The 21,540-nt window shown below is 64.4% G+C and carries 20 protein-coding genes; 12 read left to right on the plus strand and 8 right to left on the minus strand.

Annotated features, from left to right (window positions below):
* The first annotated feature begins 8 nt into the window (after positions 1-8).
* Complete coding sequence (locus RA26_RS01175) at positions 9-1,193, plus strand: vWA domain-containing protein (RefSeq protein ID WP_039178660.1); 1,185 nt, start codon at positions 9-11, stop codon at positions 1,191-1,193.
* A 209-nt stretch (positions 1,194-1,402) separates the two neighbouring features.
* On the opposite strand, the gene RA26_RS01180 is transcribed toward RA26_RS01175, so the two are convergent.
* Positions 1,403-1,771: a hypothetical protein gene (locus RA26_RS01180; RefSeq protein WP_039178662.1), complete on the minus strand. Its 369-nt coding sequence runs from the start codon at positions 1,769-1,771 to the stop codon at positions 1,403-1,405.
* Positions 1,772-1,958: 187 nt separating this feature from the next.
* Here RA26_RS01180 and RA26_RS01185 point away from each other — a divergent pair, with 187 nt between their 5' ends.
* The 5 genes from RA26_RS01185 (at position 1,959) to RA26_RS01205 (ending at position 7,132) form a co-directional block, all read left to right on the plus strand.
* Positions 1,959-3,425 (plus strand): alkaline phosphatase D family protein, encoded by a 1,467-nt coding sequence (locus RA26_RS01185; protein ID WP_052272269.1) that lies wholly within the window; start codon positions 1,959-1,961, stop codon positions 3,423-3,425.
* Between the two features lie 200 nt (positions 3,426-3,625).
* Complete coding sequence (gene minC, locus RA26_RS01190; RefSeq protein ID WP_052272293.1) at positions 3,626-4,375, plus strand: septum site-determining protein MinC; 750 nt, start codon at positions 3,626-3,628, stop codon at positions 4,373-4,375.
* Positions 4,375-5,223 carry a septum site-determining protein MinD gene (minD, locus tag RA26_RS01195; protein WP_039178665.1) on the plus strand — a complete coding sequence of 283 codons (849 nt, stop codon included), beginning with the start codon at positions 4,375-4,377 and terminating at the stop codon, positions 5,221-5,223. Before minC ends, minD begins: the two co-directional genes overlap by 1 nt.
* Before the next feature lie 3 nt (positions 5,224-5,226).
* A complete protein-coding gene (gene minE, locus RA26_RS01200; RefSeq protein ID WP_039178667.1) occupies positions 5,227-5,493 on the plus strand; it encodes a cell division topological specificity factor MinE in 267 nt (88 codons plus the stop codon).
* A gap of 187 nt (positions 5,494-5,680) precedes the next feature.
* Positions 5,681-7,132 (plus strand): HD-GYP domain-containing protein, encoded by a 1,452-nt coding sequence (locus RA26_RS01205; protein WP_039178669.1) that lies wholly within the window; start codon positions 5,681-5,683, stop codon positions 7,130-7,132.
* Positions 7,133-7,142: 10 nt separating this feature from the next.
* Here the strand turns inward: RA26_RS01205 and RA26_RS01210 are convergent, their stop codons facing one another.
* Complete coding sequence (locus RA26_RS01210) at positions 7,143-8,315, minus strand: threonine/serine ThrE exporter family protein (protein ID WP_039178672.1); 1,173 nt, start codon at positions 8,313-8,315, stop codon at positions 7,143-7,145.
* 149 nt (positions 8,316-8,464) lie between these two features.
* On the opposite strand from RA26_RS01210, the gene RA26_RS01215 reads away from it, so the two are divergent.
* Positions 8,465-9,151: a M48 family metallopeptidase gene (locus RA26_RS01215; protein WP_039179889.1), complete on the plus strand. Its 687-nt coding sequence runs from the start codon at positions 8,465-8,467 to the stop codon at positions 9,149-9,151.
* A 48-nt stretch (positions 9,152-9,199) separates the two neighbouring features.
* On the opposite strand, the gene RA26_RS01220 is transcribed toward RA26_RS01215, so the two are convergent.
* Together RA26_RS01220 and RA26_RS01225 are read right to left on the minus strand one after the other, a co-directional pair.
* Complete coding sequence (locus RA26_RS01220; protein ID WP_039178674.1) at positions 9,200-9,748, minus strand: RSP_2648 family PIN domain-containing protein; 549 nt, start codon at positions 9,746-9,748, stop codon at positions 9,200-9,202.
* 5 nt (positions 9,749-9,753) lie between these two features.
* Complete coding sequence (locus RA26_RS01225; RefSeq protein ID WP_039178676.1) at positions 9,754-10,968, minus strand: RSP_2647 family RNA methyltransferase; 1,215 nt, start codon at positions 10,966-10,968, stop codon at positions 9,754-9,756.
* A gap of 136 nt (positions 10,969-11,104) precedes the next feature.
* On the opposite strand from RA26_RS01225, the gene RA26_RS01230 reads away from it, so the two are divergent.
* A complete protein-coding gene (locus RA26_RS01230; protein ID WP_039178679.1) occupies positions 11,105-12,238 on the plus strand; it encodes a WD40/YVTN/BNR-like repeat-containing protein in 1,134 nt (377 codons plus the stop codon).
* 19 nt (positions 12,239-12,257) lie between these two features.
* Here RA26_RS01230 and RA26_RS01235 read toward each other — a convergent pair whose 3' ends face one another.
* Both RA26_RS01235 and RA26_RS01240 read right to left on the minus strand, forming a co-directional pair.
* Positions 12,258-12,530, minus strand: coding sequence for a hypothetical protein (locus RA26_RS01235; protein WP_039178681.1), 273 nt, complete (start codon positions 12,528-12,530; stop codon positions 12,258-12,260).
* Positions 12,511-15,318 (minus strand): [protein-PII] uridylyltransferase family protein, encoded by a 2,808-nt coding sequence (locus RA26_RS01240; RefSeq protein WP_039178683.1) that lies wholly within the window; start codon positions 15,316-15,318, stop codon positions 12,511-12,513. The genes RA26_RS01235 and RA26_RS01240 overlap by 20 nt, the downstream gene beginning before the upstream one ends.
* A gap of 475 nt (positions 15,319-15,793) precedes the next feature.
* On the opposite strand from RA26_RS01240, the gene RA26_RS01245 reads away from it, so the two are divergent.
* The 4 genes from RA26_RS01245 to RA26_RS01260 all read left to right on the plus strand — a co-directional run bounded on the left by RA26_RS01245 (position 15,794) and on the right by RA26_RS01260 (position 18,105).
* Positions 15,794-16,249 carry a DUF2852 domain-containing protein gene (locus tag RA26_RS01245; RefSeq protein WP_039178687.1) on the plus strand — a complete coding sequence of 152 codons (456 nt, stop codon included), beginning with the start codon at positions 15,794-15,796 and terminating at the stop codon, positions 16,247-16,249.
* Between the two features lie 86 nt (positions 16,250-16,335).
* A complete protein-coding gene (locus tag RA26_RS01250; protein WP_039178689.1) occupies positions 16,336-16,767 on the plus strand; it encodes an RDD family protein in 432 nt (143 codons plus the stop codon).
* 130 nt (positions 16,768-16,897) lie between these two features.
* Entirely contained in the window at positions 16,898-17,722 is an 825-nt protein-coding gene (locus RA26_RS01255; protein ID WP_039178692.1) for an arginyltransferase, read from the plus strand.
* Complete coding sequence (locus RA26_RS01260; protein ID WP_039178695.1) at positions 17,722-18,105, plus strand: VOC family protein; 384 nt, start codon at positions 17,722-17,724, stop codon at positions 18,103-18,105. The genes RA26_RS01255 and RA26_RS01260 overlap by 1 nt, the downstream gene beginning before the upstream one ends.
* A gap of 138 nt (positions 18,106-18,243) precedes the next feature.
* Here RA26_RS01260 and RA26_RS01265 read toward each other — a convergent pair whose 3' ends face one another.
* Entirely contained in the window at positions 18,244-20,598 is a 2,355-nt protein-coding gene (locus RA26_RS01265) for a TRAP transporter large permease (RefSeq protein WP_039178699.1), read from the minus strand.
* Positions 20,599-20,612: 14 nt separating this feature from the next.
* A complete protein-coding gene (locus tag RA26_RS01270) occupies positions 20,613-21,539 on the minus strand; it encodes a TRAP transporter small permease subunit (protein ID WP_039178703.1) in 927 nt (308 codons plus the stop codon).
* Position 21,540: the final 1 nt, after the last annotated feature.

Here is a 21,540-nt window from a genome sequence, read left to right on the forward strand (position 1 = left end):
CTTCCGCGATGTTCCAGCCCTTCTTTGAAAACCTGCGCAACGCGTCCATTCCTGTCAGCTTGCGCGAATATCTGACCTTTCTGGAGGGGATGAAGGCGGGGCTCGCCACCTATGACATCGAGGCGTTCTACTTCCTCGCCCGCGCGGCGATGGTGAAGGATGAGCGCAATATCGACAAGTTCGACCGGGCCTTTGCCGCTACATTTGAAGGGCTGGAGGCGATCCCGTCTGAGGCGGTCATGGAGGCCGTGGACATTCCGGAGGCGTGGCTGCGCAAGATGGCGGAGAAGCATCTGAGCGCGGAGGAAAAAGCCGAGATCGAGGCGCTTGGCGGGTTCGACAAACTGATGGAGACGCTGAAGGAGCGCCTCAAGGAGCAGCAGGGCCGCCACCAGGGCGGCAACAAGTGGATCGGCACCGCGGGCACCTCGCCCTTTGGCGCCTATGGCTACAATCCCGAGGGCGTGCGGATCGGCCAGAAGGAAAGCCGCCACCAGCGCGCGGTCAAGGTCTGGGACAAGCGCGAGTTCAAGAACCTTGACGGAGATGTCGAACTAGGCACCCGCAACATCAAGGTGGCCCTGAAACGGCTGCGCCGCTGGGTGCGCGAAGGCGCGCAGGAAGAGCTGGATCTGGACAATACCATCCGCGCCACCGCTGAACACGGCTATCTGGATGTGAAGACCCGGCCGGAGCGGCACAATGCGGTGAAAGTCTTGCTGTTTCTCGACGTGGGCGGCTCAATGGATCCGCATATCCAGGTGGTGGAGGAGCTGTTCTCGGCTGCGCGCGCCGAGTTCAAGCATCTGGAATACTACTACTTCCACAATTGCCTCTATGAGGGCGTGTGGCGCGACAACCGGCGGCGCTGGAACGAGAAGACCCCCACCCACGAGGTGCTGCGCACCTACGGGCCGGATTACAAATGCATCTTCGTTGGCGATGCCTCGATGTCGCCTTACGAGATCGCCTATCCCGGCGGCGCCAATGAGCACTGGAACGAGGAAGCGGGACAGCTCTGGCTGCAGCGCGCGCGCGAGGCCTGGGCTTCACACCTCTGGATCAACCCGGTGCCGGAGAAATACTGGGACTACACGCATTCGATCGGCATGATCCGGGAGATCTTCGAGAACCGGATGGTGCCCATGACGCTGGACGGGCTGGAACGCGGCATGCGGGAGCTGAGCCGCTAAACTCCATCGCCTTCTGACACCGCAGTTCTCCCGCGCCTGCAGGTACAGCGGCTGGCGCCGCCACCCCTTGGCAGCCTTGGGCAGGGCATTCTGCCTGCCTTGGGCAGGCAGAATGCGCGCCGGACCAGCAGGTCCGGCGCCGGGCCCAACCGGGTGGTTTGCATTTCCAATGCAGCCCGGCCGGGCGGGAGGGCCCTCTTTGCAATCCCTCAGCCGGCCCACAGCCCCCAGGCGCCCAGGCCCGCAACCGGCACGAACAGCCAGCCCTGCGGCAGCAGGCGGTAGCCTGCCTGGCGCAGCAGCGGCAGCAGCAGGCCAACCAGCGCCGCCATTGCCGCCATGGAAGTCCCCGCCAGCGCCATCCCGGCTGCCCCGCGGGCGCCGAGGAAAAGGAACAGGGCCATCAGGCCAAGAAAGCCGGTGACCATGTGCCAGCACAAAAGCATGGTTTCGCGCGCTGAGTCGGGCAACTGCTGCTCCTGCGCCAGCGGCCGGGCGCATTCACGGCCGCCAGCAACAGCGTGTACAAGCATCCACAGAGCGGCCAGCACCGCAGCGGCTAGAAGACTCCATTGCATCTCAAATCTCCTAAAAAATCAGCCGCATCGGTCGGGCAGAAGGCGGCAGGGAAACACGCGCGGCCACTCAGACCACGGCGGCCTCGGCAGCGCCACTGGCAATTCTGCCGCAGTCCCGGGCCATGACCCGGGACATTGCCGCCCGCGGTTGAATGCTGTGCAAGGCGCACTTAGGTGCTGTGGCGGCATGAGCAGCAGCACCCGGACAACAGGCCCCGCCGGCGGACCCGCCGTGAAAGCAATCACCGGCCCCATCCTGATCCTCGATGATCTGCGTGATGGCCGAATGTTTCTGGCTGCCCTGTTCATTGCCCCGAAAGGTGCCACCCTGCCGCCGCTGCTGCTGGAAGATGGCGCAGCGCACCCCGAGCCGCTGGCGGAATACAGCGCCTGCACGGTGCTCAGGGCGCGGTTCAGCCTGCCTGCGGACCGGCCCTCTGCCTACCAGTGGAACGGCACCCGCTATGCGCTGGCCGGCGGTTTTGGCGGCCGCCTGCGGATCGCCTATGCCTCCTGCAATGGCGAGGAGCATGGCGACCTGGACCGCGACGGCGCCGAGCGTAACGCGATGTGGGCGCGGATGGGCGCGGAACATGCGGAACAGCCGTTCTCGCTGCTGCTGCATGGCGGTGATCAGGTCTATGCGGATGAGGTCACACACGGCCACCCCCTGAGCGAAGACTGGCCGGACCGCCTCCCCCGCGATCCTGCACCCGAAGAGCTGAACAGTCTGCGCCGCCACCTGCGCGAACGGTTCCTGGAGCGGTATCTGGCGGTCTACAGCGCGCCGGAGTTTGCCTGGATCGCCGCCCGGGTGCCATCGCTGATGCAATGGGATGACCACGACATCTGCGACGGCTGGGGATCCCTGCGCCGCTCACGCACCTGTTCCCCGGTCGGCCAGACCCTGTTTGCCGCTGCGCGGGAGGCGGCGCTGCTGTTTCAGCACGGCTGTGCGGACGGCGACCTGCCTGCCCGCTTTGCCGATCCCGAAGGCAGCCACCTGGGCTGGCGCATCGAAGCGCCGGGCCTGCGGCTGCTGGCCCCTGACCTGCGCTCGGAACGCAGCCGCCGCCGGGTGATGGCGCGGGGCGGCTGGCGGATGATGAAGGCAGCGGCCAAGCAGCGCTTTGACGGGCGCAGCCTGATCCTATCGAGCGTTCCGCTGCTGGGGCCGCGGCTGTCGCTGCTGGAGCTATTGATGGTGCTGACACCCCGGATGCAGAAATACGAGGACGACCTGCGCGATCAGTGGCAGAGCCGGGCGCACCGGGCCTCGTGGCGGCGGATGCTGCGGCTGGTACGGGACATGGCTGCGCAGGACGGCCAGCAGGTGACAGCCCTTTCCGGCGAGATCCACCTGGCCACGCGCGGCGAAATGGTGCTTGGCGGCGGCAAGCTGCTGCACCAGCTGGTGGCCTCGGGCATTTCCCACCGGGCGCCGCCGCGGGCCTGGGCCAGGGTGCTGGGGATGCTTTCGTGGCTGGGCGACGCGCCCCTGCCCGGCCACCCCATCCGCATCCGCAAGATCCCCGGCCAGACCGGGCGCTATACCGCCGAGCGGAACTATCTGGTTCTGGAGCGCAACGGTGAAACCTGGTCTGCCGTATGGGAGCTGGAAACCTCCGGCCGGTCTGCGCCTCTGGCGCTCTAGGCGCCGCGCCACTGCCAGGGCGGCAACCGTTTTCTGCGCAACCCCCGGCAGATCATCTGCGGAAATCCGCCGCCAGACATGACGGCAGGCGCATGTCCGCCGACCCTGACCGGCTGCGGTTGAACGGCCTGCCTGCCTGGCGCTACCCAAGGGAAAAGCCGCGGCAAAACAAGGCCGCCATTTCCGAGCAGGAGCATCGCGTGAGCGTGCCGCATCAAGACATCAAACCGCGTAGCAGCGCCCCTGCCGCCAGCGTGAAACCGTTCCAGATCCGCGGGCGGTATTTCACCGCGGTCGCCTTGCGCCCCGAAGACGGGCCGCTGGACCAGGCGTTCTATGCCGCGCTGGACGCGCAGCTGCGCTGGAGCCCGCATTTCTTTGACGGCGCGCCGCTGATCCTGGATCTGGCGCAGGCTCCGGGGCTGAGCCGGCCTGCCGAGATCCGGGCGCTGGCCGACAGCCTGCGCAGCCGCGATCTGGCGGTCTTCGGGGTGCAGAACGCCACCCCCGCACAGGCCGCTGCGGCAGAGGACGCGGGGCTGATCACGCTGGCGAGCGGCAAGGACGCGCCGCTGAACACCGGCCCCGGCACCCGCCGGGAAATCCCCAAGAAATTGCGCCCGCCCCAGAACGTTGTGATTACCCGCCCGGTGCGCTCCGGCCAGACCGTTGTGGCTGAGGGCGGCGACCTGGTGGTGGTTGGGCCAGTCAGCTCCGGCGCTGAGCTGATCGCGCGCGGCAATATCCATGTCTACGGTCTGCTGCGGGGCCGCGCGATGGCCGGCGCCGAGGGCGACGAGAGCGCGCGCATCTTCTGCCAGCGGCTGGATGCGGAGCTGCTGGCAGTGGCGGGCCTTTACCGGACGAACGAGAATTTGGAGCCGGAGCTTTTGAACCGCGCAGCACAGGTATTCCTGCGCGACGGCCGGCTGTGTGTGGAGGCACTGTAATGAGCAAGGACCTGACATTGGAAGAACCGCTTGGCAAGGTGATCGTTGTCACCTCAGGCAAGGGCGGCGTCGGCAAGACCACAACCTCGGCGGCGGTGGGCGCTGAGCTGGCGCGGCGCGGGCACAAGACAGTGGTGATCGATTTCGACGTCGGATTGCGCAACCTGGACATGATCATGGGCTGCGAGCGCCGGGTGGTCTTTGACTTCATCAACGTCATTCAGGGCGACGCCAAGCTGAAGCAGGCGCTGATCCGCGACCGGCGGCTGGAAAACCTGGCGGTGCTGCCGACCTCGCAGACCCGTGACAAGGACGCGCTGACCAAGGCGGGCGTCGAAAAGGTGCTGGACGAACTGCGCAAGGAGTTCGACTATATCATCTGCGACAGCCCGGCAGGGATCGAGCGCGGCGCCCAGATGGCGATGCATTTCGCCGATGAAGCCATTGTGGTCACCAACCCCGAAGTCTCCTCGGTGCGCGACAGCGACCGGGTGCTGGGGCTCCTTAACAGCATCACCGACCGGGCCGGCAAGACCGGCGCGGAGCCGGTGAAGGCGCAGGTGTTGATCACCCGTCACGACAAATCCCGCGTCGACAGCGGCGAAATGATGACAGTGGAGGACGTGCTGGAGGTGCTGGCGGTGCCGCTCTTGGGGATCATTCCCGAAAGCAAGGCGGTGTTGCGTGCCTCCAACCTCGGCGTGCCGGTCGTGCTGGATGACCCGTCCGCCGCCGCTGCCGCCTATGAGGACGCGGTGGGCCGGCTGATCGGCGAGCAGATCGAGATGCGGATAGCCGCAGATCCGCGTCGCGGGCTGCTGCAGCGGCTGTTCCGGCGGGCGGTGTAAAGAATGTTCGGATTTTCCCTTCGCCCCCGCAAAGCGGCCTCTGCCAACACCGCCAAGGAACGGCTGCAGATCCTGCTGGCGCATGAGCGCAGCGGCAGCGGCGGCGCCCGCCCCGACTGCCTGCCGCAGCTGCAGCGCGAGATCCTGGACGTGATCCGCCGCCACATGCAGATCGGCGACGAGGCGATCGACATCCGCATGGAGCGCGGCGACGAGCTGTCGAGCCTGGAGATCAATATCGAGTTCCCGGGCAAGCTGGGTGTGAACTAGGGCCGGGGTGCCCCGGGGCGGCCTGCAGGCGGCTCCGCACTGCTGAGCAAGGGGCTGCCATCCGGCGGCCCCGGACATTTTAGGAAAATCCGGCGCAGAGTCCCCACCCCTATCCTGCGCCGGGTAAGGGCAGGTTAATCCTGTCCGTGCTGTCATGGGCCTTCCGCATTTTCCCTGCCGAAGGCCCATGACACATTACGTTTCCCCTTTCAGTCCCGGACAGGCCGGAAATGCCGCGCCGCAGGATACCTTGCGCCTTGGCGAGCTGCTGGGCGCGCTCAGCCATGCGCTGGATCTGACCGAAGGCCAGCCCGAAGGCCATTGCGTCCGCTGCTGCTGGATCGGCATGCAGGTGGCGGCCGAACTGGGATTGGCGCCGCAGGCGCGCTCGGACCTCTATTTCACGCTGCTGATGAAAGATCTGGGCTGCAGTTCCAACGCGGCGCGGATCTGCCAGCTGTACATGACCGACGACCTGGCTTTCAAACGCAGCTTCAAGACCGTCAGCGGCCTGCGCCAAGGGCTTGGCTTCCTGTGGCGCAACACAGCTGCCGCAGCTGCCCCGTGGACCCGGCTGAAGACGCTGAAGAATGTGCTGGCGAGGAACAGCGAAATTGCCGGGGAGCTGATCGAGACCCGCTGCAACCGCGGCGCGGCGATTGCCCGGCAGATGCGGTTCTCCGAAGACGTGGCGGAAGGCATCGCCTGCCTTGATGAGCATTGGGACGGCGGCGGCCAGCCGCTGGGACTGACGGGCGATGCGATCCCGCTGTTTGCGCGCATCGCGCTGATGGCGCAGGTGACGGATGTTTTTGCCACGGATCTGGGGGCTGAGGCCGCAGCAGAGGAACTGGAGCGGCGCGCTGGAACCTGGTTCGATCCGGACCTGGTGCCGGTCTTCACCGCAGTGATCCGGCGGCCGCGGTTTCTGGCGGATCTGCAGGACCCCGGACTGGAGGCAGAGGTCTTTGCCACTCCGCAGACGCAGCACATCCATGCCGTCGACGAGGAATACCTGGATGAGATCGCCCGGGCGTTTTCGCTGGTGATCGACGCCAAGAGCCCCTTTACCCACGGCCATTCGCAGCGGGTCGCGCGGTACACCGGGCTGATCTGCGACCAGCTGGGATATACGCCTGAGCGCCGCCGCTGGATGGTGCGCGGGGCGCTGTTGCATGACATCGGCAAGCTGGGGATCTCAAACACCATCCTGGACAAGCCCGGCAAGCTGACAGAGGAGGAGTTTGTCCTGATGAAGCAGCACCCGGTATTGGGCCACGAGGTGCTGAGCCGGATCCATGCCTTCCGGGATCTGGCAGATGTCAGCGCCGCGCATCATGAGCGGCTGGACGGCAAGGGCTATCCCTACGGGATGGATGCCAGCCAGCTGACCCAGGAGATGCGGGTGATGGCAGTGGCGGATATCTTTGATGCGCTGACCGCCGAACGCCCCTACCGCGCGGCGCTGCCGCTGGAGAAGACCTATGCCATCATGGACGGCATGTCCGGCTCCGGCATTGATCCCGAGTGTTATGCCGCACTGCAGGATGCGGTGGCGGCCAGCGGCTGGCCCGCAGCCACCGACGCGCCTCTGGCCGGCGGCGAATGGGAACTGTCCGAAGCCGAACGCAGCGCATAGGGTCCCGACCCTAGCTGGCGAGGTTGCGGTTCTTCTGCGAATAGAGTGCCAGTGCCGTGACCTGCCCCGCCACGATGGCCGAGAACATCAGAAGCGCCGACAGGCCGATGCTGGCATCCGCCATCAACGTCTCGTTGAACAGCGACTGGGTGGCGCTCATCAGCACCCGGCTGCCGGGAACCAGGATCAAGATGCCCTGCACGATATAGATGGCGCCGGTCAGGTTCAGCGTTTTGGCGAGCCAGGTGCCATAGAGAGTGATGCACATGGCGGTGACCCAGGTGCCGACGATCCAGCCGCCGCCAAAGCCCAGGTACAGCGGGCCCCACATGCCCAGAACAGTGACCGGCAGCGCCCGCAGGATATCCGCCATGCGTGCATTAAAGATCACCCCGATCGAGAACGACAGCGCCGGCAGCGCCAGATAGGGCATCCACCACAAGACCCCGTTCACGTTCGCCACCTGCGGCGTTGCCCCCCACAGTGCCGCGCCGATGCTGACACCGATATAGATGCCGATGAACAGTTTCATCAGCACAAAGATCGACTGTGCAAACAGGCTGGAGCCGGAGATCACGTCATTGAAGGCAAGGCATTCCAAGGAGTTGGCAATCGACAGTCCCGGCACAAACAGCACGATGGCGGCAATGCAGGTGCCCCAGACCGGCACCTCCACCCCCATGCTGCTGACCAGCGAAACAGTCAGGCCTGCGACCAGCGCCGACAGGAATTCGACCAGGATCACCCGGTCGCCGCGGCAGAACAGCTGGCAGAGCCAGACCAGGAAGCCCAGCACTGCCGAGAGCGCAATGGTGGTGAGCGCGCTGCCGATCAGGGTCAGGAAAGCGGGCGGGATGGCGATATTGGCCAGCATGATCAGCCAGCCGGGATAGCGGCCCGGCTCCTCGATCCCCGGGTCCTCCACCGCATTGATGCGGATGATGGTGCGCGCCAGCAGGCTGAGGTTGATCTGCGCGGGCTCCAGCCGGCGGATGATGAACTGGTTGTCCTCGTCCGGGAACTGGCAGGAGATCGAGGTGGGGGTGGCCTGCACGATCACGTTGATGCCCTGTTTGCGGGCATAGAACTGCAGGTATTTCTCGATCTTGTAGGGCGCACAGCCGCTGCGGTGCAGGGTCTCGCCGGTGTCAGCGATATTGCGGAGCTGTGAAAGCGGTGCCATGTGCCGGAAGCCGTTGTTAACTGGAGCCTTTGGGAAGCCCCCCTTATAGGATGGACTACCCGGCAGCGAGTGCGGATTTTGCATGGCGGTTTGCACGGAATGCAAGGCTGACCCTTGCTGCTGCCGGGCTTTCCGCCCATATCTGTGCCATGCTGCGCCTACTTCCAATTCTGCTGGCCGTTGCCTATGGCCTTGTCATGTACCGGATCTCGATCTGGCGCACCCACCGGGAGCTGGACCAGCGCTCAACCGAACTGGCGGACCCCAGGCTGAAACAGCTGACGGACCGGCTGGCAGCGGCGCTGAACGTGGCCCGCATCCCGGTCCATATCTACGAGGTCGATCCGGTGAACGGGCTGGCGGCGCCGGACGGGCGGATCTTCATCACCCGCGGGTTTTACCGCAAGTACCAGAACGGCGATGTCAGCGCCGAGGAGATGGCCTCGGTCATCGCGCATGAGCTGGGCCATGTGGCGCTGGGGCATGCCAAGAAGCGGATGATCGATTTCTCCGGCCAGAATGCGCTGCGCACCGCGCTGATGATGATCCTGGGCCGCTACATCCCCTTTATCGGACCGTGGATTGCCGGGGTGCTGACATCACTGCTGGCAGCAAGGCTGTCGCGCGGCGATGAATATGAGGCCGACGAATATGCCGCCGCGCTGCTGACCAAGGCAGGGATCGGGCTGGCGCCGCAGAAAAGCCTTTTCACCAAACTTGAGGCGCTGACCCAGCAGCGGGCGGGCATGGCACCGGCCTGGCTGATGAGCCATCCCAAAACCGAAGAGCGCATCGCCGCGCTGGAACGGCTAGAAGACAAATGGGCCAAGGGCTGAGGCAACAGCAGAGTTGAGGGGTCGGCCCCTCAAACTCCCGGAGTATTTTCACAAAGAAGAAGAGAGCGCCTTGGCGAGCCGCGGCAGCCGGGCTTTCTTGAGCAGCGGGCGGATCTCCCAGCTGCCCCCCGACAAGCGGTTGGCTTCGTCCAGAACCGCTGCGCCCAGCGCCTCCATGCCGGTGCTGTCCTGCAGCCAGAAGCCATAAAGCAGCTCGTCCGGGCCGAGGCGCTGCAACCCTTCCTCTGCCAATGTGTGGCGCGGGAAGTCCTTGTTGTTGACGGTCACAACTGCATCGGCGTGGCCTGCGATGGCTGCGGCCAGCACATGGGTGTCGGCGCTGTCGGGCAGCCAGAGGCGCGCCTCGATACCCGGTGCCGGAGCGACCTCCGCCTTGGGCCAGTTGGCGCGGATCAGGGCGATCTCCGCCTTGGCCTGTGCGGTACCGGCGGGGCCGAGTTTCACTGCAGCCCGCTCCCATTCACCCAGGATCCGCGCGGACCAGAGCGGGGTGAAATGGCCGCGGCGCGCCGCGCCCAGCAGCATCTCCCGCATCACCGTCGGGTAGAGGACGCAAGTGTCGAGGAGCAGCTTCACCTGCGTCAGTCCAGCCGGAAGAACACGGCCTTCAGATAGCCGCTTTCGGCCAGCTGCGGCAGTTGCGGGTGGTCGGGGCCTGCGTATCCGGTATGGATGAGCGCCGCACGGCGGCCGCCCTTGCCAATGCCGCGGGCGGAGGCGTTGCGGAAACGGGTGAGGTCAGCGGCGTGCGAGCAGGAGCAGAGGCCCAGGTATCCGCCGGGCTTGACCAGCGGGGCTGCCAGTTTGGCGACGCGCTCATAGGCGCGCAGGCCTGCCTCCAGCGCCTGTTTCGAGGGCGCAAATGCGGGCGGGTCGCAGATGACGACGTCGAAGGTTTCGCCCTCTTCCCCAAGTGCTGCCAGCACGTCGAAGGCGTCGCCCTGGCGGGCGGTGAACTTGTCCTTGAACCCGGCAGCGTCCGCGCCTTGCGCGGCCAGGTCCAGCGCGGCGGCGGAGCCGTCAACGCAGGTGGCCTGCCCTGCCCCGCCTGCCAGCATCGCAAGACCAAAGCCGCCGACGTGGGAAAACACGTCCAGCACCTTGGCGCCCGGCGCGGTCAGGCGGGCGGCAAAGGCGTGGTTTTCGCGCTGATCAAAGAACAGCCCCGTTTTCTGGCCGCCGGTAAGGTCGGCCATATAGGTGGCGCCGTTCATCTGCACCGGAAGCGGCGCGGCGGGGGCTTCGCCCAGCAGGGTGTGGTTCACGTCATCCAGGCCTTCCAGACCGCGGGTACGGCCCGACGCGTTTTTCAGGATCACCTCCGCCCCCGTGACCTCCGCCAAAGCGGCGGTGAGCAGATCCAGATGCGCCTCGGCCCAGGCGGCATTTGGCTGGACCACGCAAGCTGCGCCAAAACGGTCGATCACCACGCCGGGCAGACCATCGGATTCGGCGTGTACCAGCCGGTAGAACGGCGCTTCATACAAGCGTTCGCGCATGTCCAGCGCACGCGACAGGCGGGCGGAAAACCACGCCTGATCAATCACCGCCTCCGGGTTGCGGTCCAGCATCCGGGCAATGATCTTGCTTTCCGGGTTCACCGAGACCAGCCCCAGCGGGCGTTGCGCTTCATCCTCCAGCACCGCCAGGGTGCCGGGCGCCAGTTTGCGGGTGCGGCGGTCGGTCACCAGTTCATTCGCATAAACCCAAGGAAACCCGTGCCGGATGGCGCGGGCGTTGGATTTGGGTTTCATTTTCACGCGGGGGCGCTGGAGCGCATCGGAGGAGGCTGTCATGGGGTCCTCTTAGCGGCAAGCACGGGACAGGAAAAGGGGCCGCATGCCCTTGTTGCCCGGCAGCCCATTGCTGACCGCCCCTGCCGCTACGACATTGGCAACAGCCTGTGGTAACCTTTCAGCAGGAGGACCCGCCATGAGCACATCCGCAAGAGTTCTTCTTGGCACCACCAAGGGCGCCTTTGTTCTGACACTGGACGGCAAGGGCTGGTCTGTCAGCGGCCCCCACTGCGACGGCTGGTGCATCAACCATGTGATCGGCGATCCGGACAGCGGCATTCTGTGGGCGGGCGGTGGCGGCGACTGGCCAGGTGCCGGGGTCTGGCGCTCTCAAGATGGCGAGGCATGGGAGCTCAGCAAGCTGTCAAATGGCCAGATAGATGAATGGGCGGCCACGGACCCGGAAACAGCGGCGTTTTTCAACTGGGAACCTGTGGAGGTTCCTTTTAAGGACCTCAAATCTGTGTGGTCGCTGCACCAAGCGCATGGGGTCCTTTTTGCGGGCACCAAACCGGCAGCGCTGCTGTCCAGCCGGGATGGCGGCAGGACTTGGGAGAGGAATGCCGCTCTCGACAACCACCCGTCGCGCGAAAGCTGGAATCCCGGAGCCGCCGGACTGGTCCTGCACACGCTGCTGAGCGATCCGGAGAGCGCGGAGAAGCTGTGGCTGGGGATTTCCGCGGCGGGTGTCTTTGCCACCGAGGACGGCGGCAACAGCTGGGAGCGGCGCAACCGGCTGTCCAATGACACGGTCTGCACGGAGCATCACCACCCGGCTGCACCGCGCGACGGCGAGACCGGCCACTGCGTGCACAACATGCAGCGCGGCCCAGGTGATCTCCTATACCAGCAAAACCACCATGGCACCTACCGCAGCAGCGATGGCGGACGCACTTGGAGTGACATTACTGCTGGGTTGCCCTCCACCTTCGGCTTTCCAATAGCGGTGCATCCGCAGGATCCGGATACAATCTGGGTGCTGCCGCTGAACGGAGATGCCGCCGGGCGGTTTCCGCCGGAAGCCTCGGCGGCGGTCTGGAAGTCCAACGATGGCGGAGAGACGTGGGAGGCCAAACGCGAAGGGCTGCCGCAAGGCGCGTGTTTCTTCACCGTGCTGCGCCAGGCCATGGCAACCGATGCGAATGCAGGGGTCTATTTCGGCACCAACTCCGGCTCAGTCTTTGCCAGTTTTGATGCAGGCGAAAGCTGGTCGGAAATCGCCCGGCACCTGCCGACGATCCTGTCTGTTGAAACATTTAGCTGCACGTAGCGGCCAGCCAGCCTTGAGCCTAGCGCTCGCGTGAACGCCAGCCGCCGCGGCGGCGCGGTTTTTCGGCGCCTTGCAGCCCGTCGCGCAGCACTGCGGTCATCGGATGCTCCGGCTGGGCAGTGCCGTAAAGCTCCAGCAGCGCCTGGATGTCGGCGCGGCTGTCGCGCGCGGCGTCCATGCCCAGCGCCCAGTCAAAGAAGATGCTGCGGCACTGGGCATCGGTGATGCCCTCGATCCGGTAGGATTCGTAGATCAGCCCGCGCGGGTCCTGTTCAGTGCTGCCCGTCTTCATCCGCTGCTTCCCTTTCCAAGGTTTCGCCAATCAGCGCAGCACAGCGGCCGTAGCGGTCCTGCAACTCCTGCTCCAGCGCGTCCAGCCGGTCGAACCCGGTGGTGCGGCAGAGGAACTGCGCCCCGCCCTCCCCCATCTTTTCGGCATCGAGCGCCTTGGCAGAGAGCAGCCGCGCTGCGCATTGCACGGACCAGAATAGACGGTATCCGGCAGTCAGGTATTCTGCATCCGCGTCATTCAGCCACCCGGCAGCGACAGCGCCCCGAAGACCTGAGGCCACATCGCGGGCAGCGGAGGCGGATGTGAGCGTGCCGGCCTGCGACAGCAGCTCGATATCCATCATCCGCCCCGGCCCGTTCTTGGCATCCCAGGTACCCGAAGGAGTCTTGGCGGCAGCGAGCCGTTCGCGCATCTGCGCAACCTCGAGCAGAACCTTGCCGCTGTCTCGCGACTCTGACAGGAAGCCTGTGCGGAAGTCCTCGATTTCGGAGGTCAGGCTGCGGTCGCCAGCAATGGTGCGGGCACGGGTGAGGGCCAGATGCTCCCACACCCAGGCCTCGTTCTGCTGATAAAGTGTGAAGCCTGCAAAGCTGACAGCGACGGGGCCTTGTGTACCGGACGGGCGCAGGCGCATGTCGACCTCATACAGCCGGCCCTGCGCCATCGGGGCCGACAGCGCGGTGACAAAAGCCTGGGTCAGGCGCGCGTAGTAGGGCCTTGTGGCCAGCGGGCGTTTGCCATCGGACATTTCCACACCTGCGGGGTCGTAAATCACGATCAGGTCGAGGTCGGACTGCGCGTTGATCTGCCCGGCCCCCATCGAGCCCATTGCCAGCACTGCGGCGCCGCGGCCGGGCGGGGGCCCGTGCTTTTCCGAGAACTGCGCCACAACCTCCGGCGCGATGCCGGCAATCACCACCTCTGCCAGTTCGGCATACTGGGCGCCTGCCTGGTGGCCGTCGATCAGCCCGCGCAGATGGTGCACACCGATCCGGAAGTGCCACTCCTTGCACCAGCGCCGGGTGGCGTCGAGACGGGTTTCATAGTCCTCTTCCTGCTCCAGACGCGTTTTCAGCTCCGCCCGCAACCTGTCCGCCCCCGGCCAGGGGTCGAAGAAAGAGCCCCCGATCACCGCATCAAAAACGGCGGAATTGCGTGACAGGAAGGCGGCCAGATCGCTTGAGGTGCCCGCGATATCCACCAGCAAGTCGATGAGCTGCGGATTGGCGCCCAGGAGCGAGAACAGCTGCACGCCGGCGGGCAGTCCGGCCAGGAAGCCGTCGAGCGCCAGCAGGGTTTCAGCCGGCTTTGCGGTCTTGGCCACGCGGGACAGAAGTTCCGGCTTCAATCCTTCAAAAATCCGCGCGCCGCGCGAAGAGCGCAGCGCCGGATAGGTGGGCCACCGGGCGATGATGGCGCCATCCAGTTCCGCCGTATCCGCCGCCAAGGGCGCTTGCCGCGGCGCCGCGCCGGGGGAGAAGAAGCCCTCGGTCAGCTCATGCACCTCTTCCAGGCGGGTTCTGATTTCCGCCTGCAGTTCCGTTGGGTCCCGGTCCATCAGGCAGGCGATGCGGGCGATGCCGTCTTCCGACTTGGGCATCTTGTGGGTCTGTGCGTCATGCACCATCTGGATGCGGTGCTCGACCTCCCGGTGGGCACGGTAATGGGCTGTCAGAATCTCTGCCGCTTCCGGCGGCACCCAGCCCTTGTTCGCCAGTGCGGTCAGCCCCTCCACCGTGCCGCGCAGGCGCAGGGACTCGTCGCGCCCGCCGGCGATCAGCTGGCGAGTCTGGGTAAAAAATTCGATCTCGCGGATGCCGCCGCGGCCCAGCTTCATGTCGTGGCCCGGCACGTGGAGTGCGCCGCCGGTGCCTTTGTTCTCACGGATGCGCAGGCGGATGTCATGGGCGTCCTGGATCGCGGCAAAGTCCAGGTGTCGCCGCCACACGAAGGGCCGCAGGGTATTCAAAAAACGCTCCCCCGCCGCGATATCGCCGGCGCAGGGACGCGCCTTGATATAGGCGGCGCGTTCCCAGGTGCGGCCGAGACTTTCATAGTAGCGCTCTGCCGCTTCCATCGCCAGGCAGACGGGGGTGACCGCCGGGTCCGGGCGCAGCCGCAGGTCGGTGCGGAACACATAGCCGTCGCCGGTGCGGTCGCTGAGCGCGGCGCACATATTCTTGGTGGCGCGCACCATGCCCTGGCGCGCTTCGTAGAAATCCTCCGGATCGAACCGGGTTTCGTCGAACAGGCAGATGAGGTCGATGTCGGAGCTGTAGTTCAGCTCATGCGCGCCCATCTTGCCCATCGCCAGGATAGTGAGGCCGCCCGCGGTTTCCAAGTCGTCTTCTGCCAGGCCGGGCAGTTTCTTGCGGCGGATCAGATTGGCGACCTCCGCCTTGATCGCTACGTCTGCACACAGCGCCCCGAAATCGGTGAGCGCCCCGGTCACCTGCTCCAGGCTCCAGCCGCCCGAGAGGTCGCAAAGAGCAGTCAGCAGCGCCAGCCGCCGCTTGGCCTGGCGCAGGCCCGGTTTCAGCTGCGCCGCTTCCAGCCCGCGGCAGTCCGCAAAGACCCGCTGCAATGCGGCCTCCGGATCGTGCAACGCTTCCGGCAGCCAGTCAGCCTCCCGGTCCGTCAGTTCCTTAAGGTACGGGCTGGAGCCGCAGGCGCCGGCAACCAGCTGTGCCAGTGCGCCGGACAGTTCCGGAACCAGTGCACGCGCCTCGGCGCCAAGCTCCGGGTCATAAGGGCGGGGAATGCGGGAGATCGTCAGGCCAGTCGTCATGGAGCGAGACTGTGCCGCAGGCAAGATGGCGTCAATGGGTGAATTGCCGCGCTGCCGCACAGGTTTACCATGGGTCAGGAATACCCGCATAGATTAAGATTGAGTTTTAAAGTAATGTTAACGTTACGGTTATGCTCCCGTTACGGAGCCATTTCGAAGTTAAGAGTGTTTTGTTTTCAAGGGGCGTTTGGATCTGTCCGTGAATTCTGACTGGTTCTCGCAACTGCATTGCAGTGTCTCCCCCGCATCCGGCCATGTAACCGGAGCATAACCGCGCACCCTCTTCCCAGCCTTCTTCGCAGCTTCCTGTACGCACCAACCGTATACGCGGATTTCGAGCCAGGCTGCTGTTGCTGCGTCTTCCAGCATTAAAATGTGAAAAAGATTTACATGGGGGCTTGAAAGCCCGCGGACGGCTTCCGATATGCAATCATGTGAAAGAGATTTACATTGACCCGCAACCTGGAGGACCCCGATGACGAGTTTCACCCCGACCGCCCCTGCCGCCCCGGTACAGGGCTGGTTTTCCCGCAGCGAAGCCTGGCTGGACAGCAAGGGCAAAAGCGCCTGGATCGCCGCCATGGTCCTGGGTTTCGTGTTCTTCTGGCCGGTTGGCCTGGCCCTTCTCTTCTACATGATCTGGAGCAAACGCATGTTCAGCAAATCCTCCTGCCGCCACCGCAAATCCTGGGCCCGCCACGGTTACTCGGCGATGAAGCCTTCCGGCAACAGCGCCTTTGACGCCTACAAGGCTGACACACTGCGCCGCCTGGAACAGGAGCAGCATGATTTTGAGGCCTTCCTGCAGCGCCTGCGTGAAGCCAAGGACAAGGCAGAGTTCGACGAGTTCATGGATGAGCGCGCCCATGCCGCGTCCGGCGAAGACCTGGAGGACGACGGAGAAGACCAGGGCGAACCCAAGCGCCACTGATCCAAACGCCCTCCGGCTGCCCCGCCCACCGTCCGGGCGGGGCTTCCCCATGCCTCCCCCGTGCCCATTCAGCAAAGGACCCTTAAATGACCGCCCTGCCCGATCCCGACTACCAGGCAGAATTCTATGCGTCTGTGCCCGCCAAGCGGCTGATCGCCTGGATCATCGACAGCATCCTGATCTTTGCGCTTAGCGCCGGTGCCGTGGTGCTGACCGCCTTCACCGGCCTTTTCATCTGGCCGCTTCTGTATCTGGCCGTCGGCTTTGCCTACCGCACTGTGACCATCGCCAACGGGTCGGCTACCTGGGGCATGCGTTTTGCGGGCATCGAATTGCGCGACGGTGAAGGCCGCCGGATGGACAGCGGCATGGCTGCGCTTCACACAGCAGGCTACACGCTGTCGCTGGCGCTGCCCGTCCTGCAGGTGATCTCTGTCATCCTGATGCTGACCTCCTCACGCGGCCAGGGGCTGACGGATCATTTCCTTGGCACCGTGATGCTGAACCGGCGGGTTTGAATGAAACCGGCAAGACAGCGTTAAACCATTTTCCACAAGACCGCTTGGCGCACCGGAACCGCATTGCTATCATCCTTGGGACTGCAGGCGATCTGTTCCGCCTGTTCCGCGAAACTGCTGACGGGTTCCGATGCGCCATACCCTTCCCATTGCGCCGCAATTCTATGTGACGGCACCGCAGCCCTGCCCCTATCTGGAGGGCCGGATGGAGCGGAAGCTGTTCACGGCGCTTCAGGGCGACGGGGTGGACCAGTTGAACAACAGCCTCAGCCAGCAGGGGTTCCGCCGCTCGCAGAATGTGCTGTACCGGCCGTCCTGCTCGGAATGTTCCGCCTGCCTGTCGGCACGGATCGACGTGGCGGCCTTCAGCCCCAGCCGCAGCCAGAAACGCACTCTGAAGCGCAATGCCCATCTGGAGCGGCGCGCCACATCGCCCTGGGCGACTGAGGATCAGTTTTCCCTGTTCCGCAATTATCTTGACAGCCGCCACGCGGATGGCGGCATGGCCGATATGGACGTATTTGAATACGCCGCGATGATCGAGGAAACCCCGGTGCGCAGCCGGGTCGTGGAATATGCGGCGCCGGGCAGCAGCGAACTGACCGCGGTGTCGCTGACCGATGTTCTGGAGGACGGGCTGAGCATGGTCTATTCCTTCTACGCCCCGGACCGGCCGCAGGACTCGCTCGGCACCTTCATGATTCTGGATCACATCAAGATCGCCCAGGAAGCGGGTCTGCCGTATGTCTACCTAGGCTACTGGGTGCCCGGCAGCCAGAAGATGGGCTACAAGGCTAAGTTCTCCGGACTGGAGATCTATCACCAGAGCGAATGGAAGAAGATGAGCGATCCGGCGCAGTTCGAGACCGCCAGCCACCCGCTGTCGACCGACCCGATTGCTGAGCAGGTTGCCAATATCCAGCTCCCCGAACAGCCGATTCACCGCGATCGCTGATGCAATTCCTCCATGCCATTTCGCTGGTGGTGCCGGATTACGACGCCGCCATTGACTTTTACTGCGGCCAATTGGGCTGGCAGCTAGCGGAGGATATCGACCAGGGCCGCAAGCGCTGGGTGCGGATCCTGCCGCCCGGCGCGCAGCAGGGCAGCCTGATCCTGGCCCGTGCCGAAGGGCCTGAGCAGGAGGCTGCCATCGGCAACCAGTTCGGCGGCCGCGTCGGGCTGTTTCTGGCCACCGACGATTTTGCCCGCGACCACGCGTCGATGGTGACCCAAGGGGTGGCATTCGAGGAAAAGCCGCGGCATGAGTCCTATGGCACCGTCGCCGTCTGGCGCGATCCCTTCGGCAACCGCTGGGACTTGATCCAGTTCGCCTGACCTGCCGCTTCTTTCTGGTTTCAAATACTCCGGGGTGAATGCGCCAAGGGTGCAGAGGGGCAGCGCCCCGCCCCCTTCAAAACAAGCAAAGGGGCCCGCTCGGGGCCCCTTTTCCGTTTCTTGCCATTGATGCCCGGATCAGTTCGGAATCAGCGCCGGCACGATGGTGACGATCGACGGGAACGCCCACAGGATGCCGATGCCCACCACCTGTATCAGCACGAAGGGCACGATCCCGCGGTAGATATGGGCTGTCGTCACCTCCTTGGGTGCCACCCCGCGCAAGTAGAACAACGCAAAGCCGAAGGGCGGTGTCAGGAACGATGTCTGCAGGTTCACCGCCACCATGATGGTCACCCATTTCGGATCAAACGACCCGCCATAGATCACCGGTCCCACAATCGGGATCACGATGTAGATAATCTCCAGGAAGTCCAGCACAAAGCCCAGGAAGAACAGCACCAGCATCACGATCAGGAAGACCGTCATCTCGTTGTCGAAGCTCTTCAGGAACTGCTGAATGTAGTGCTCGCCGCCAAAGGAGATCACCACCAGGTTCAGCAGCTGCGAGCCGATCAGGATGGTAAAGACCATTGAGGTCACCTTGGCGGTTTCCCGAACCACCGGGGTCAGCACACCGGAGCGGAACAGAACCCAGCAGCCATAAAGCAGGCCAAACAGCGCGTAGAGGTACATCGCGTAAGCTGCAAAGAAGGCTATCCAGCTCTCGACAGAGACGCCGCCCTGGTTCACCCGCAGATCGAAGTTCATGCCGATCAGGATGCAGAGCATGACGGCAAAGGTCGACCAGATGATGATCTTGCCCGATTTGCCCTCATCCTGCAGCTTGCGGTAGGCCGCCAGCATGATGGCGCCGCCTGCCCCCAGCGCCGCGGCGGGCGTCGGGTTGGTGATGCCGCCCAGGATCGAGCCCAGCACCGCAACGATCAGCACCAGCGGCGGGAATACCACCCGGATCAGATCGTTTTTTGCGCAGCGGGCCGCGGCCTCGCGGCAGCCATTGAGCGCCAGCAGCAGCGGCAGTGCGATCCACAGCACAGTCACCCCGGCAGAGGTGGTGGGCGCAATAGCCACCAGATCCACCAGCGCAATCAGCAGGATGCCAATGGCACCAAGGATCAGCGGCTTGGCATCGCGCGACGGCGCCACACCGCGGCCGAAGGCCAGCACCAGGCCCAGCAGAACCATGATCACGGTGATGCCGGTGCCGATGGGGGCAGCAGCAGCGATCTTGGCTTCACGGGCGGCGGCGATTTGCTCTTCGCTCAGCCGTTCGGCCAAGGTCACACCACCTGCCTCGTTGATGGCCTTCTGCTCTTCGACCGCAGCATCCCAGGCATCCTGCCCGTGCAGCTCAATCATGGACGCCTTGCACTCCGCACCGACAGAGGTGCGCAGCGAAGCGGTTTCACCAGCATCCGAGAAGGTGGACACGACAATGTTCTGGCTGCCGATCACGTTGAAGCTGTTCAGCAGGATCGCGCCGCCGATCAGAGCTGCAGGCACGCCTAGGAACCAGATCAGCCCTTCGTTGCGGGTGATCACCTCGCCGGTGCCGCCTTCGATGTTCACAGCCGGCGCCTTATGCGGGTTCAGCAGCGCATAGCCAAAGGCATAGGTGGCATAGAGGATCGCCAGCAGGATCCCCGGCAGCAGCGCCGCCTGGAACAACGTGCCGACCGAGACCACCGCCGGTTCGCCCAGATAGGTGAGCGCATCGGAGCAGCCTGCCTCCATTGCACGGGTTTCCTGCGCGGTGGAGTAGAGGTCGCCCGCCAGCGTGCCGAGAAGAACGATCACGATAGACGGCGGAATAATCTGGCCCAGGGTGCCGGAAGCGGCGATCACACCGGTTGCCAGTTCTGGCGAGTAATTGTTGCGCAGCATTGTGGGCAGGGCCAGAAGCCCCATGGTCACCACGGTTGCGCCAACGATACCGGTGGAAGCCGCCAGGAACGCGCCCACAACCACAATCGACACCGCTAGGCCGCCAGGCAGCGGCCCGAAGACACGCGCCATGGTGGTCAGGAGGTCATTGGCGATCTTGGAGCGTTCCAGGGTGATGCCCATCAGCACGAACATCAGCACCGCCAGCAGGGTTTCAATCGACGCGCCCGCCAGCACCCGCTCGTTCATCCGGTTAACGATGAAGGAGACATTGCGGTCCAGCGCCACTTCCCAGCCCTGAACAAACACCGGCTCCGCCATGCGCGGCAGGTCCGGGTAGCGGAAGACGGATATCTTGTCGGGCCTGATGCCGGATCCCACCAGATCGCGGTAGGCCTGCGACGAGGTGTCGATAGCCTGGTGGATCAGGATGCCTGCACTGTCCAGTGCGGCGATAATCCCGAAGGAGATGATCCCGGCGCCGCCGATGGCAAAGGCCACCGGAAAGCCGGAGAGAATGCCCCCGAAGAGGCAGAAGAATACGATGAGCAGGCCGATCTCGACGCCATCAAGTCCAAATAGCATTTTAAGACGTCCCCTTAGTGCGTGCCTTCGTAGGCTTCTTCACCCTCTCCAAGGCTGTCCTTGTCGAGGTATTTGTTTTCACTGCCCTGGCCTTCGACAAACTCCAGGAAGGAGCGGTAGAAGAAGGCGATGGCGTGCAGGAACACCAGGCCTGCAAAGGCGATCAGCAGGATCTTGAACAGGAAGTAGGCGTTGAACCCGTTGGGGCTGAAGCCGATGGTTTCCACGTTCCAGCGCAGGGCGCGGGATTTCATCACCAGCCGGTCAAGCGTGTCCGAGGCCGAGGGTTTCGGCACAATCAGGTGGCGCCACAGGAAGAACCAGCCATACATCCACGTCAGCACCGCGGCGGGCATCATGAACAAGAGCGAGCCGAGCATGTCGACGACCTTCTTGGCGCGGAAGCTGATGCCGGAATAGATCAGGTCCACCCGCACATGGCCGCCCTGCACAAAGGTGTAGGTCACACAAAGACAGACCACCAAGGCGTTGTAAAACTTCAGTTCTTCGGCAAACCAGCTGATGTCCTGGCTGAACGGGATACCAAAGCCGAAGCTGATGTCCGGCCGGGCGAAAACCCGCTGCATGAAGACGATGATGATCTGCTGCAAAACCATCAAGAGGCCCGCCCAGGCAAAGAAGCGGCCGACAGTATTGGCCATCCCCTCCAGCCCGCGGACCATGCCCCACATGAAGCCGCGGAAGTAAACTCCGATGGCGGTCAGCACCAGGAAGGCGGTGAAGACGACAAAGAAGAACTCGACCGAGCCGCCATAGTAGACGAAGCGCATGATCGAGGCCTTGTCGGACCAGTCGAGCCAGAGCTGCGGATGGGTGATGGCATAGCCGAAATTGTAAAAGGCGCCGGCGATGTTCTGGACCAGCCAGAGCAATCCGCCCGCTATGGCGCCGAAGAAGGTGAGGCCACTCTCTTCCTGCATG

The organism is Leisingera sp. ANG-M7, from assembly GCF_000813965.1.
Lineage (GTDB): Bacteria > Pseudomonadota > Alphaproteobacteria > Rhodobacterales > Rhodobacteraceae > Leisingera.